12 protein-coding genes are annotated in these 12,832 nt (G+C 60.2%); 5 read left to right on the top strand and 7 right to left on the bottom strand.

Annotated elements, in window-relative coordinates:
- Positions 1–8: 8 nt before the first annotated feature.
- Positions 9–197 carry a hypothetical protein gene (locus tag BW686_RS12315; protein WP_084917055.1) on the bottom strand — a complete coding sequence of 63 codons (189 nt, stop codon included), beginning with the start codon at positions 195–197 and terminating at the stop codon, positions 9–11.
- A gap of 256 nt (positions 198–453) precedes the next feature.
- Here BW686_RS12315 and BW686_RS12310 point away from each other — a divergent pair, with 256 nt between their 5' ends.
- A complete protein-coding gene (locus tag BW686_RS12310; RefSeq protein ID WP_084917054.1) occupies positions 454–2,262 on the top strand; it encodes a monovalent cation:proton antiporter-2 (CPA2) family protein in 1,809 nt (602 codons plus the stop codon).
- Between the two features lie 39 nt (positions 2,263–2,301).
- Here BW686_RS12310 and BW686_RS12305 read toward each other — a convergent pair whose 3' ends face one another.
- From BW686_RS12305 to moaB, 3 genes are all read right to left on the bottom strand, one after another.
- Complete coding sequence (locus tag BW686_RS12305) at positions 2,302–3,228, bottom strand: glycosyltransferase family 2 protein (protein WP_084917053.1); 927 nt, start codon at positions 3,226–3,228, stop codon at positions 2,302–2,304.
- 89 nt (positions 3,229–3,317) lie between these two features.
- Positions 3,318–4,529 carry a molybdopterin molybdotransferase MoeA gene (locus tag BW686_RS12300; RefSeq protein WP_084917052.1) on the bottom strand — a complete coding sequence of 404 codons (1,212 nt, stop codon included), beginning with the start codon at positions 4,527–4,529 and terminating at the stop codon, positions 3,318–3,320.
- Positions 4,530–4,535: 6 nt separating this feature from the next.
- Positions 4,536–5,075 (bottom strand): molybdenum cofactor biosynthesis protein B, encoded by a 540-nt coding sequence (moaB, locus tag BW686_RS12295; protein WP_005893511.1) that lies wholly within the window; start codon positions 5,073–5,075, stop codon positions 4,536–4,538.
- Positions 5,076–5,150: 75 nt separating this feature from the next.
- Here moaB and mobA point away from each other — a divergent pair, with 75 nt between their 5' ends.
- Both mobA and BW686_RS12285 read left to right on the top strand, forming a co-directional pair.
- Entirely contained in the window at positions 5,151–5,756 is a 606-nt protein-coding gene (mobA, locus tag BW686_RS12290) for a molybdenum cofactor guanylyltransferase MobA (protein WP_084917051.1), read from the top strand.
- 94 nt (positions 5,757–5,850) lie between these two features.
- On the top strand, positions 5,851–6,075 hold the full coding sequence (locus BW686_RS12285) for a YgdI/YgdR family lipoprotein (protein WP_084917050.1): 225 nt from the start codon (positions 5,851–5,853) through the stop codon (positions 6,073–6,075).
- Positions 6,076–6,150: 75 nt separating this feature from the next.
- On the opposite strand, the gene BW686_RS12280 is transcribed toward BW686_RS12285, so the two are convergent.
- Positions 6,151–7,041: a pseudouridine synthase gene (locus tag BW686_RS12280; RefSeq protein ID WP_084917049.1), complete on the bottom strand. Its 891-nt coding sequence runs from the start codon at positions 7,039–7,041 to the stop codon at positions 6,151–6,153.
- A gap of 184 nt (positions 7,042–7,225) precedes the next feature.
- Here BW686_RS12280 and BW686_RS12275 point away from each other — a divergent pair, with 184 nt between their 5' ends.
- A complete protein-coding gene (locus BW686_RS12275; RefSeq protein WP_084917048.1) occupies positions 7,226–8,080 on the top strand; it encodes a shikimate dehydrogenase in 855 nt (284 codons plus the stop codon).
- Between the two features lie 3 nt (positions 8,081–8,083).
- Here BW686_RS12275 and BW686_RS12270 read toward each other — a convergent pair whose 3' ends face one another.
- Positions 8,084–8,755, bottom strand: coding sequence for a TetR/AcrR family transcriptional regulator (locus tag BW686_RS12270; RefSeq protein ID WP_084917047.1), 672 nt, complete (start codon positions 8,753–8,755; stop codon positions 8,084–8,086).
- Between the two features lie 171 nt (positions 8,756–8,926).
- Positions 8,927–10,834 carry a 3-dehydroshikimate dehydratase QuiC gene (gene quiC / locus BW686_RS12265; RefSeq protein WP_084917046.1) on the bottom strand — a complete coding sequence of 636 codons (1,908 nt, stop codon included), beginning with the start codon at positions 10,832–10,834 and terminating at the stop codon, positions 8,927–8,929.
- 619 nt (positions 10,835–11,453) lie between these two features.
- Between quiC and BW686_RS12260 the strand changes: the two genes are divergently transcribed.
- On the top strand, positions 11,454–12,782 hold the full coding sequence (locus tag BW686_RS12260) for an MFS transporter (protein ID WP_084917045.1): 1,329 nt from the start codon (positions 11,454–11,456) through the stop codon (positions 12,780–12,782).
- Positions 12,783–12,832: the final 50 nt, after the last annotated feature.

Genomic DNA, 12,832 nt, shown 5'->3' with positions numbered 1-12,832 from the left:
GCCAGCGCTCAGCGCTTGACCTTGCGACGCATAATCCCGTTGAGGATCACGACCAGTACTGCCACGCTGATAGCAATGTACTGAAAGGTCTTCTCAGTGATGGTCCCGCTGTTCTGCAGATGCGACAAGCCCAGCATGATCGCCAGAACGCCGAGGGCGATCAGAATCGAATAAATCAAACGCTGTTTGTTGGTCATAACAGTTTCCTGAAAGCTCATGAACGGTCAGTTAGCGCCGCTTGTTTGCGCGCACATCTTACGCCGATGCGCGACGAATCGCATCGGCTGCGAACTTTGATCCCGCGCCTGACCTCCCTTTCTGCGCCTCCCTGCCCATCCGCTATCAACCGCGTTGATGATCGTCATGCCCCGATGAACATTGCCGTGTAAAACTCACATGCTTTAATACCGCCCTGCTTCAACACTGAGTTTAATCATTACCAAGGAGTTTTACATGCCCCATGAAGGCAGCCTTTTGCAGGCCGCAGTGGTGTTTCTGCTCGCGGCGGTGCTGACCGTGCCGCTCGCCAAACGCCTGAAACTGGGCGCGGTCATCGGCTATCTGTTCGCGGGCGTGATAATCGGCCCGTCGGTGTTGGGGCTGATCGGCGATACCGAGAGCGTCAGTCACATCTCGGAACTCGGGGTGGTCTTGCTGCTGTTCATCATCGGCCTTGAGCTGTCGCCCAAGCGATTGTGGGTCATGCGCAAGTCGGTATTCGGCGTCGGCATGGCACAGGTGCTGCTGACAGGCCTGGTGATCGGCGGCGTCGCCTTGTACGCCTTCGGCCAGCCGCTGAACACGGCGATTGTGCTGGGTCTGGGACTGGCGCTGTCATCCACCGCCTTCGGCCTGCAGAGTCTGGCCGAGCGCAAGCAACTGAACAGCCCGCATGGCCGCATGGCATTTGCCATCCTGCTGTTTCAGGACATTGCGGCAATTCCGTTGATTGCGATGGTGCCGTTTCTGGCGGGGTCCGACCATGCGATGGACACCGGCGAGAGCATCAACCACGGCCTGCGTGTGCTGGGCAGTATCGCCATCGTGGTCATCGGCGGCCGCTACCTGCTGCGTCCGGTGTTTCGCATCGTCGCCAAGACCCGGATTCAGGAAGTCTCGACGGCCACCGCCTTGCTGGTGGTGATCGGCACCGCATGGCTGATGGAACTGGTGGGTGTTTCCATGGCGCTGGGTGCGTTTCTCGCGGGCCTGCTGCTGGCCGACTCCGAATACCGCCACGAACTGGAAGCCCAGATCGAACCGTTCAAGGGCCTGCTGCTGGGCCTGTTCTTCATCAGCGTCGGGATGGGCGCCAACGTCGGCCTGCTGCTCAGCTCGCCCTTGGCGGTGCTGGGCCTGACGCTGCTGCTGATTGGCATCAAACTGCCGATGCTGTTCCTGATCGGCCGCACCGCTGGCGGTCTCAACAATCGCAGTGCGTTGCAACTGGGGCTGGTACTGGCCGCCGGGGGCGAGTTTGCTTTTGTGGTGTTCAAGATCGGCAGCGCGCAAGGGCTGTTCGAAGCCCGCCTGTACGACATGCTGGTACTGACCATCACCTTGTCGATGGCGATCACGCCGCTGCTGTTCATTGCCCTGGCTCGCTGGATCAAACCCAAGGCCAAGGTGGTGGACGTACCCGACGAATACCGTGACATCCAGACCGATAAACCCCGCGTGGTGATTGCCGGCATGGGCCGCATGGGGCAGATCGTCGCGCGGATCCTGCGCGCGCAGAAAATCCCGTTCATTGCGCTGGACACCGCTGTGGAATCCATCGAGTTCTCGCGCAGTTTCGGCAACGTGCCGGTGTTCTACGGCGACCCGCTACGCCCTGAAATACTGCGTGCCGCCAAGGTCGATGAAGCGGAATACTTTGTCATCGCGACTGACGACCCTGATACCAATATCAAAACCGCCGAATTGATCCGCAAGCTGTACCCACACATGAAGATCATCGCCCGCGCACGTAACCGGCAGCACGTTCATCGCCTGATGGACCTGGGCGCTCACGCCGTGCGCGAGACGTTCTACTCAAGCCTGGAAATGAGCCGTCAAACCTTGATGGGGCTGGGCCTGAGTGAGGCGCAGGCCAATGCGCGCATCAGTCGCTTCAAGCGTCACGATGAACAAGTGCTGGCGGCCCAGCACGAAGTGTATGACGACGACGCCAAGGTGCTGCAGACCGCCCGCGAGGCGCGGGCTGACCTGGCGCAGTTGTTCGAGGCGGACCGTCTGGACGAAGAAGCCGCGAAAGGCTGACCTGTCACTGCGCCGGATGCTCAGCGTCCGGCGCGTGACTCAGGCGTAAGGGCTGTCCCAATAGCGTTTGTACATCCCGAGTTTTTTCTTCACGCTTCGGGGCAGGCGCTTTTCCTGTTTGCTCAATTTGTAAGCCAGCAACTTCAGCGCATTGCGTACGAATGACATCGGCCACCAGAGGATTCGCCGGGGGCCGAGGAACGTCAGCTCGGACTTCACGTAGCGCATGCCCTCGCCGCCGATGCCACCGAAGGTCTCGTAGATCCACGCTTCCCGGGACTGAAACACGCCAATGTCGAAGTAACGACAGAACTCTTCACGCAAGCTGTAGTTGTGGGAGTGACGGCACACGGCCGAGCCTTCGTAAGCCACTTTCCAGCCATCGATCAGCATTTTGGCCGTGACGTACATGTCTTCGGACAGGATCACGTGCCGAGGGAAACCACCGATGGCACGCAACGCAGCCCCCCGATAAGCCGCAAACGAGTTGGACATGAACGGCGTCTTGATCCCTAGCGTGCCAGCATCGGCCAGGGTTTTGATCTGCGAGGTGGGTGGGTAGTTGAACAGCCGAGCGTGCTGAGCCAGCAGGTTGGCGTTCTTGTGTGGCAATTGACGACCGCATACCGCACCGACCTTCGGGTCGGCAAACGGCAGCAGAATATTGGCAATGGCATCGATGTCTTCGACGTAGGCGTCCTGGGTCATGTAGACATACACGTCATAGTCGGGATGCAGATCGACCATCATCTGCCGGGTGCCGCCGTGGTTGAAGTCCTTGCTGTCGATGCGCATGACGTTGGCACAGCGGGCCTGGGCCAGCTCCAGCGTACCGTCCGAAGAGCTGGAATCCACGATCAGCGTGTCGAAGCTCGCCGTCTGCGTGGCCAGCGAATCCAGAAGCCGCTCCAGATCCTGGCGACCGTTGTAGGTCGGGATGACACAAGCCACTTTCAATGACGCCATAACAACACTCCAGGGCGAAGTCCGGTTGCCCAATTTGTCAGCGTTGTTGAGGGTAGCTCATGTGTACCCGACCCACCATTCGAATGCATTCAGCCGAGCACTTCACTCAACGGGATGAAGTTGACCCAGTCGCCCTCGGCCACTGTCGTGCCTTCGCGCACCTCGATCAGACCGTCCGCCCAGGCGGCGCTGCGCAGCACGCCGGAACTCTGGTTTCGATAAGCCACGGCCTTGCCCTGTTCAAGACGACCGCGCAGGTATTCACGACGATTGCCGGGACGCGTCCAGACGAACCCGGCCGGCACTGGAAACTTCAACGGAGCGACATCCAGCACACCTTGCCGACGCAGCAGGTAAGCGCGCGCCAGCAACGCGAAAGTGACCAGCGTGGACGCCGGATTACCGGGTAGACCGATGACCGGCACGCCTCGGAAATGCCCGAACGTCAGGGGTTTTCCGGGCTTGATGGCCAGCTTCCACAGCGTCAGCTCGCCGTCCTCGCGTAACGCATGGCCGAGAAAATCCGCTTCACCGACCGAAACGCCGCCCGTGGAGAGGATCAGATCGACGTCGTGCAGGTTCGCCAGCGCAGTGCGGGTTTTCGGCAGGTCATCCGGCAGAATGCCTGCATCCACGACCTCACAGTGCAGCCGCGCCAGCCAGCTGCACAGCAACACCCGATTGCTGTTGTAGATCTGCCCAGGCCCCAGCGGCTGACCCGGCTCGATCAATTCGTCGCCCGTGGACAATACCGCCACCCGCACACGACGAATCACCTCCAGCTCGGCCAGCCCCAGTGAAGCAGCCAGCCCCAGCTCGATAGGCCCAAGCCGCGTACCGGCCGCCAGTACGGTGTCGCCGACACGGGTTTCCTGACCTTGCGGACGAACGTTCTGGCCGACCTTGAGCGGCTCGCTGAAGCGCACACGCTGATCCGCCAGCACTTCAGTGTTTTCCTGCATGTCGACGCAATCGGCGCCCTCGGGCATCGGCGCGCCGGTGAATATCCGTGCGCACGTGCCGGGTGCCAGTGGCTCGGGAGCCTGACCGGCAAAAATGCGCTGGCTGACGACCAAGGGCTCGCCGGTAAGGTCCGCCACACGCAAGGCATAGCCGTCCATCGCACTGTTCGGCCACGGCGGCATGTCCAGCGTGGAAACCAGGTCCACGGCCAGCACCCGGCCTTCGGCCTCGCCCAGCGACACCCGCTGGCGATCCGTGATCGGCGTCGCATCGGCCATCGACAATAACCGGGCGATGGCCTCCTCAACCGGCAACAAGGCTTTAGGCTCGTTGTTCATGCGCACTCAACCACGGGTCGCGCAGGGTTCGGCCTGCTTGAGGTGTGGCACGAAATTGCAGGGCCTGAAGCGTGAATCCAGTTGCTCGGCCAGAATGCCGTCCCAACCCGTGCGCACAGCATTGGTGGAACCCGGCAGGCAGCATACCAGCGTGCCGTTGGACAGCCCGGCCAGGGCGCGAGACTGAATGGTCGAGGTGCCGATATCAGGCACTGAAATCTGCCGGAACAGCTCGCCAAAACCATCAACCTGCTTGTCCAGCAAGCAACCCACGGCTTCGGGGGTGCTGTCACGCCCTGTGAAGCCGGTGCCTCCGGTGATCAGCACAACCTGCACCTGATCGTCGGCAATCCAGGTCGCCACCTGAGCACGAATCTTGTACAGGTCATCCTTGAGCAGCACGCGCTCGATCAGGCCATGACCGGCCTCGGTCAGGCGGTCGACGAACATCTGACCGGACGTATCGGTTTCACGGGTGCGAGTATCGCTGACGGTCAGAACGGCAATATTCAGGGGTACGAACGGTGTGTCAGCCTTGGCTTTCATGGCCTCATCCAGTTGTTAAGAGAACAGGCCGGTGTTATATCACAGCACTCCTTTTGCCTGCCCGCCGAGTGTTTGATGAATGTCCCTGCCGCACTGCCCTCCTGCTCTGTCCTGCTGCTGGCCGGAGGCCGCGGGCAGCGCATGGGGGGGCGCGACAAGGGTTTGATCGAATGGCAGGGCAAGGCGCTGATCGACCATTTGCATGGCCTGACCCGGCCACTGACCGATGACCTCATCATTTCCTGCAACCGCAACATCGAGCGCTACGCACAGTACGCCGATCAGGTGGTTGAAGATGGCGACGCGGACTTCAACGGCCCGCTGGCCGGGATTCGCGCTGCCCTGCCGCTCGCGCGCCACCCGTGGCTGCTGGTATTGCCCTGCGACGTGCCTCTGGTCGATGAGCCGTTGCTGCGGGCGGTGCGCGAAAAAGCGTTCGAACATCCGCAGCGACCTGTCATGGTGCGTGAAGGTCAACACTGGCAGCCGCTTTTATGTATGATTCCCGTCGCCTGCGCTGCAACGCTGGAAGCCGCATGGCAGACCGGCGAGCGCAGCCCGCGACGGGCGATGGAGTCACTGCACCCCGTTGCTGTACAACTGGAAGCCGATGATCCACGTCTGGCGAACCTGAACACCCCCTCTCTGTTGGCAGGGGTCAATGAAAATCACTGTAAGTGAGTGCTATTGAGCTCGCGCACGGTGTATACGGAACTTGCGGACGGCGTATACGTCTGAGAGTTCAGTAATCAAGAATCCATCTGGAGACACAGTAATGAAACAACGGACCCTCCCCGCTGCCTTCCTGCTTGCATTGAGCATTGCCTCCCTCGCCGGTTGCGCATCGCCCACTGTGATCACTATGAACGATGGTCGTGAAATCCAGGCCGTCGATACGCCGAAGTACGATGAAGAATCGGGTTTCTACGAGTTCAAACAGCTTGATGGCAAAGAAACGCGCATCAACAAGGATCAGGTACGTACCGTCAAGGATCTGTAACCCTGACGCGGTGTGACTGATTTGAAAAAACCCGCCGAGTGCGGGTTTTTTTTGCCTTTTATTTTTAGCCCGGGGCTACCAGTCCAGCTTCAACAGGCTTTCGAAATGACGCCCTTCGCCGCTGAGCGGGTCTGTAAAGCGAAGGCTTCGGGCCAGGAGTTTCAGCGGATGCTGATAGTCGTCTACCGGGTCTTTCAAGGCATCGGGATAGAACGGATCGTTGCAGATGGCCGCGCCCAGTGCCGCCATGTGTACGCGCAGTTGATGCTTCTTGCCGGTCACCGGGTATAAGCCATAACGCCACAGGTGTTCATGACGTTCCAGCACTTCAATGCGCGTCCGGGTGTTGGCAACACCCGGCCCTTCCTGCATGCGAAAGAACGGCTCGCCCTCGACCAGACGGCTCTCGTGCAGGCGCGGGAATTCCAGATCAGGCAGCGCTGGCGCAATGGCCTCATAGCATTTGTCGATACGCCGGGTCGGGAACAGCGACTGGTACGCCGAGCGCGTCTGTCGGCTGGCGGAAAACAGCACCAGCCCGGCGGTGTGCCGATCAATGCGGTGCAGTGGCACCAGATCCGGGTTGTCGAGCCGATGGATCAAGCGGCGCAGCAAGGTCTGCTCGACGTATTCACCCGCCGGTGTCACAGGAAGAAAGTGAGGTTTGTCGGCGACGACCAAGTGTTCGTCAGCATAGAGGATCGTTTCGACGACAGGGATCGGCGTCTCATTGGGCACTTCGCGAAAGTAGTGAATCTTCAGCCCTTCACGGTAAGCCAGGTCTGGCGCGATGGTCTTGCCATCGGCATCCAGAACCCGGCCGCGCGCGATCCGATCCAGCCACTGCTCGCGACTGATGGCCGAAAACTTCGCACACAGGCAGTCCAGCACCGTGGCCCAGGGGCCGGGTGGCAAATACAGGGTGCTGGCTTGTTGCTGGGTGGCGCTGAACGCGGAATCGGACATGCTCGGGCTCTGACTCTCTCGGGGGTGACGCGGTTGAGCGGGGATTATCGCTGATTGGGGCGATCACCGCACAACATCGCTGTATGGCGTCTGACGGTAGACTGCGACACTATTAACCATCTGGTACATTCCGCTCAACACCTGCCAAGACCGGGCAGCGTCGCAAAAACAAGAGACGTATTTTATGACCCACGCTGAACACACTTCCGTACTGGCCGGCCTGATCGGCTCCGGCATTCAGGCGTCGCGAACGCCCGCCATGCATGAGCACGAAGGCGATGCGCAGGGCATGCGCTACCTGTATCGCCTGATCGATATCGATGCGCTGCAGCTGGACATCAACGCCCTGCCCCAGTTGATCGACAGCGCTCAGAACTGCGGCTTTACCGGCCTGAACATCACGTTCCCCTGCAAGCAGGCGGTCATCCCGTTGCTGGACGAACTCTCCGATGAAGCCCGTGGCATCGGTGCGGTGAACACTGTGGTCTTCAAGGATGGAAAGCGCATCGGCCACAACACCGACTGCCTGGGCTTCGCCGAAGGCTTCCAGCGCGGTCTGCACCAGGCAGCACGCCAGCGAGTCGTACAAATGGGTGCAGGGGGCGCAGGAGCCGCGGTGGCTCATGCGCTGCTGACAGCAGGCGTCGAGCGGTTGACCGTGTTTGAAGTGGACCCGCAACGCGCACAAGGACTCGTGGACAACCTGAACAGCCATTTCGGGGCCGGACGTGCTCACGTGGGTCTCGATTTGCCGGCTGCAATGGCCGAAGCGGACGGGCTGGTGAACACCACGCCGGTCGGCATGGCCAAACTGCCGGGCACGCCGTTGCCGGTGGAGCTGCTGCGCCCCGCACTGTGGGTCGCAGAAATCATCTACTTTCCGCTGGAAACCGAGCTGCTCAAACAGGCCCGCGCATTGGGCTGCCGGACGCTGGATGGCAGCACGATGGCGGTGTTTCAGGCGGTCAAGGCGTTCGAGCTGTTTAGTGGCCGGTCCGCTGACGCCGAACGCATGATGGCGCATTTCCACACACTGTAGGCATCAGCGTTTGAGGTAGCGCATGACAGCGTCGCAGATCATTGCCTTGTGACGCTGCTTGACCTCATCGCTCCACAGCTCGATCTGGAAAATCTCGCTGAACGTGTGGCGGTTGGAGATTCGGTAAAAGCAGAACGAACTGATCATCAGGTGCAGATCCACAGGATGCACATTGTCACGAAACAGGCCTTCGGCTTCACCGCGCCGCAGAATGCCCTCAAGTGCCTTGATGACCGTCTGACTCTGGGCCTGGATCGTGTCGGACTGTTTGACGTTCTCGCCATAATGGATGTTTTCGATACACACGATGCGCACGAAATCGACATTGTTGTCGTGGTGATCGAAGGTGAATTCAACCAGACGCTGAATTGCCTCGACCGGCTCCAGCTCGCTCAGGTTCAGTTCGCTTTCGGTGCTGCGAATCGCACCGTAGAGTTTTTCCAGCACGTCGACGTACAGCTGCTCTTTGCTGCCAAAGTAGTAATAAATCATCCGTTTTGAGGTTTTGGTCCGCTCGGCAATGGCATCGACGCGGGCACCGGTCAGCCCATGGGCAACGAATTCGGCCACAGCGGCCTGGAGGATGTCTTCGCGGGTTTTTTCCGGGTTGTTCTTGCGCCCCTTCGGCAACACGGCGGCAGGCCTGATGGCAACGGCGGAGTCGATTGTTTTCATTGTTGGCTCATGACCACGAGTGATGCGTGAAGTATGAAGCCGACCGGCGACAGAGGAAAGCTGCAGGGACTCTGAACCCGCACAGCGTCCTTGGCGCGGCCCTCACCGGTCTACACACGTCTTTGTGGGATCTTCAGGGCTTATGTATACCGGCGAGGCGTCGGCCCGGGCTCAGAGCCGGGTCTGGCGTACAGCGACATTGCGCGCCTTGGCCATCGCCGCGAGGCGCACCGGCACATTGGCAGCGCCGTACCCCACATAGCCGTTCTTGCGCTGCAGAATCTCGAAGAAGAAACGTCCGTCGAAGGCGTCGGTGTAGACGTGAAACAGCTCGCCGCCCTGCGCGTCGCGGTCATAGAGCACGTTGTAGTACGCCAGCTCGCTGAGGAACTCTTCATCGAAATCGAAGCGCGCCGCCAGATCGTCATAGTAGTTGAGCGGAATATCCAGCAACGGCACGCCGGCTTCCTTGGCGCGACTGACCTCGGCAAAGATGTCTTCGCAGGAGAACGCAATGTGATGCACGCCTGAACCACGGTAACTCGACAGCGCATGCGAAATGGCGGTGTTGCGGTTCTCGGAGATGTTCAGCGGCAGCCGCACGGTGCTGCAACGGCTGCGCAGGGCACGGCTTTTGACCAACCCGTAAGGATCGGGCAGCACCACTTCATCGTCGGCTTCGAAATCCAGAATGCTTTTGTAGAACAGCACCCAACTGTCGAGGCTGTCGGCTGGCAGCGCCATGGCCATGTGATCGATACGCTGCAAACCGCCCTTGGCGACCGCCTGCGGGTCGACGACAAAATCACTGTCGTAAATCGAATCGCCGGGCACCGCCTTGTCGACCAGATAGATCAGGCTGCCGTCGGGCGCACGCACCGAAGGAATCTCACGCTCGTTGGGGCCGACCAGCCCGCGATAGGGCTGGCCCTTAAATGCACGCGCACGCTCAAGGGACTGATGACCGTTGTCGACCCGCAAAGCGGTGGCGCACAACGACGGCCCGTGAGATTCGAAAAAGCTGTGCGCAAATGAGTACGGCTCGGCATTCAGCACGATTTTGATATCGCCCTGCCCCAACAGGCTGACCGCTTTGGAGCGGTGCTGCCCCAGCTTGGCGAACCCCAATCGCTGTAACCAGCCCGACAAGCGAGCGCCGTGGCTCTCATCGACCGCGAACTCGAGAAATTCGACGCCGTTGTACGTGCTGGCAGGCGGCGGATTGAACAGCACCTCGGGAACCGCAGCGGGTTCGTCACGCGCCAGCAACTGACGGGTTTTTTCTTCCAGATACAATAGCGAGCGCAAACCGTCGGCGGCATTGGCGCGAGTCGGCGCGGCACGGAAACCGTCGTTGAACACTTCCAGCGACAGCGGGCCGGTGTAGCCGCTGCGCAGGATAGGTGCCAGGAAACCCGCGAGGTCGAACTCGCCCTGACCGGGGAAACAGCGAAAATGGCGGCTCCACTCCAGCACATCCATTGCCAGAATCGGCGCGTCGGCCATTTGCACGAAAAAGATCTTGTCGCCGGGTATTTGCGCAATCGCGCTCGGGTCGCCCTTCAGTGACAGCGTGTGGAAGCTGTCGAGCAGCACGCCCAGTGCCGGATGATCGACCTGACGCACCAGATTCCAGACCTGTTGCCAGGTGTTCACATGCTTGCCCCAGGCCAGCGCTTCGTAACCGACCCGCAGGTTACGGGCACCGGCACGCTCGGCCAGCAGGCTCAGGTCATCGAGCAGAATGTTTTCATCGCCCACCGAATCGGCAGACGCGTTGCTGCAGACCAGCACCAGATCAGTGCCCAGTTCCTGCATCAGATCGAATTTGCGTTCGGCACGGTCCACGTTGCGCTGCAAGCGGTCACGGCGGCAACCTTCAAAATCGCGGAACGGCTGAAACAGCGTGATGGCGATGCCCAGGTCGGCGCATATCTGCCTGACGTTGCGCGGGCTGCCGTCGTAGTACAACAAATCGTTTTCGAAAATCTCGACGCCGTCAAAGCCGGCTGCGGCGATGGCTTCGAGTTTTTCGGGCAGGGTACCGCTCAAGGATACGGTAGCAATTGAACGCTGCATGCTTTTCAGCTCCTGGATGAACGCAACCTGATCGGGTCACGACTGGACAGCACCGCATTCTGGCCTTTCCCGGCCTTATTCAGAGGTGCGGATAAAGTATTTGCCTGTCAAAATCCTACAGCAACCTAAAGTGTACGAACTGGTTAGTTTTACGTTCGATTATCGAACAGAAGCCTTTTTAGTCAATTGACGCTGTACTGCGCAATGATCAACATCAGCATCACATTGCAGTGATAGACCCGCAGTCAGACGTTTTGATCGTCCGCTTCATCAGCAGCAAACCATAACAATTCAAACAACAGGAACCTTGCTCATGCACTCCCTCTTCGCCTTGCTCGACTACCCGCTCGCCCCTCTCGCCAGACGTCATGCCCGACGAACGCCTCCGGCCAAAAAACCGGTGGCGATTCGCGTCGCCTGAAACATTCCAACACACTTGCGCAGCTCAACCTGTAAATTGTCGGCCCGACGAACCGTTTCGCTGAAAGCCTGAGTTTCAACCGGCTTGTCGAATCGCGGTTCTACGACGTCACTTTACCTGCACAGCGCCTGCATCGAGTGGACTTCTCAGTCCGACTGTTGCCAGCAGCACAGTCCTGGAACGGATGGTTAGATCATCATGCTCAATACCCAGACCAACCCTGTCGCCCAGGCCGCCCGTGCCGGGATGGGTGAAAAGATTCGCGGCGCCCTCGCCGTGGGCAAGACCCGCTGGGGCATGCTTGCCCTGGTGTTTTTCGCCACCACGCTGAATTACATCGACCGGGCAGCGCTCGGGGTCATGCAGCCGATCCTGGCCAAGGAGATGAGCTGGACGGCGATGGATTACGCCAACATCAACTTCTGGTTTCAGGTCGGCTACGCAGTAGGCTTTGTGCTGCAAGGCCGATTCATCGACAAAGTCGGCGTCAAGCGCGCGTTCTTCCTGGCCGTGCTGCTGTGGAGCCTGGCCACCGGCGCTCACGGCCTGGCGACTTCCGCCGTCGGCTTCATGGTCTGCCGGTTCATTCTGGGCCTGACCGAGGCCGCCAACTACCCGGCCTGCGTGAAGACCACCCGTTTGTGGTTCCCGGCAGGCGAGCGCGCTGTCGCGACCGGGATCTTCAATGCCGGCACCAACGTCGGTGCCATGCTGACCCCCGCCCTTCTGCCTCTGATTCTGACCGTGTGGGGCTGGCAGGCAGCGTTTGTGGCAATGGGTTCGCTGGGCCTGATCTGGGTGATCATGTGGCGCCTGAAGTACTACAACCCTGAAGAACACCCGACCGTCAGCAAAACCGAACTGGACTACATCAATCAGGAGGTCGAGCCGGCACCGGTCAAGGTGCCTTTCTCCGGCATTCTGAAGATGCGTGGCACCTGGGCGTTCGCGCTGGCCTACGCAATCACGGCGCCGGTGTTCTGGTTCTACCTGTATTGGCTGCCGCCGTTTCTCAATCAGCAATACAACCTGGGGATCAGCGTGACGCAGATGGGGATCCCGCTGATCCTGATCTGGCTGACTGCCGACTTTGGCAGCGTGGGCGGCGGCATTCTCTCATCGTGGATGATCGGCCGTGGCATGCGGGCGACCAGAGCGCGTCTGCTGTCGATGCTGATTTTCGCCATCACGATCTGCAGCGTGGTGTTTGCCGCCAACGCCAGCGGCTTGTGGGTGGCGGTGCTGGCCATCTCTGTGGCGGTCGGCGCGCACCAGGCCTGGACGGCGAACATCTGGAGCCTGGTGATGGACTACACGCCCAAGCACATGATGAGCACCGTGTTCGGCTTTGGTGGCATGTGCGCGGCCATCGGCGGCATGTTCATGACGCAGATCGTGGGCGCTGTGCTGACCGCCACCAACAACAATTACAACGTGCTGTTCACCATGATTCCGGCGATGTACTTCATCGCCCTGATCTGGCTGTACTTCATGGCCCCGCGCAAGGTTCCGACGCTTAGCGAGTAACCGTCTGACACCCCCCGAAGAACCATAATGGCTATCGTCCCCACGCTCCG

This window comes from Pseudomonas syringae (assembly GCF_002157375.1).
Lineage (GTDB): Bacteria > Pseudomonadota > Gammaproteobacteria > Pseudomonadales > Pseudomonadaceae > Aquipseudomonas > Aquipseudomonas syringae_T.
This window is presented reverse-complemented; position numbering and strand designations above follow the sequence as displayed.

Bases quoted from the DNA above. Each gene is read 5' to 3' on its own strand.
- BW686_RS12315 (WP_084917055.1), bottom strand. From the start codon at position 197: ATGACCAACAAACAGCGTTTGATTTATTCGATTCTGATCGCCCTCGGC.
- BW686_RS12310 (WP_084917054.1), top strand. From the start codon at position 454: ATGCCCCATGAAGGCAGCCTTTTGCAGGCCGCAGTGGTGTTTCTGCTC.
- BW686_RS12305 (WP_084917053.1), bottom strand. From the start codon at position 3,228: ATGGCGTCATTGAAAGTGGCTTGTGTCATCCCGACCTACAACGGTCGC.
- BW686_RS12300 (WP_084917052.1), bottom strand. From the start codon at position 4,529: ATGAACAACGAGCCTAAAGCCTTGTTGCCGGTTGAGGAGGCCATCGCC.
- moaB (WP_005893511.1), bottom strand. From the start codon at position 5,075: ATGAAAGCCAAGGCTGACACACCGTTCGTACCCCTGAATATTGCCGTT.
- mobA (WP_084917051.1), top strand. From the start codon at position 5,151: ATGAATGTCCCTGCCGCACTGCCCTCCTGCTCTGTCCTGCTGCTGGCC.
- BW686_RS12285 (WP_084917050.1), top strand. From the start codon at position 5,851: ATGAAACAACGGACCCTCCCCGCTGCCTTCCTGCTTGCATTGAGCATT.
- BW686_RS12280 (WP_084917049.1), bottom strand. From the start codon at position 7,041: ATGTCCGATTCCGCGTTCAGCGCCACCCAGCAACAAGCCAGCACCCTG.
- BW686_RS12275 (WP_084917048.1), top strand. From the start codon at position 7,226: ATGACCCACGCTGAACACACTTCCGTACTGGCCGGCCTGATCGGCTCC.
- BW686_RS12270 (WP_084917047.1), bottom strand. From the start codon at position 8,755: ATGAAAACAATCGACTCCGCCGTTGCCATCAGGCCTGCCGCCGTGTTG.
- quiC (WP_084917046.1), bottom strand. From the start codon at position 10,834: ATGCAGCGTTCAATTGCTACCGTATCCTTGAGCGGTACCCTGCCCGAA.
- BW686_RS12260 (WP_084917045.1), top strand. From the start codon at position 11,454: ATGCTCAATACCCAGACCAACCCTGTCGCCCAGGCCGCCCGTGCCGGG.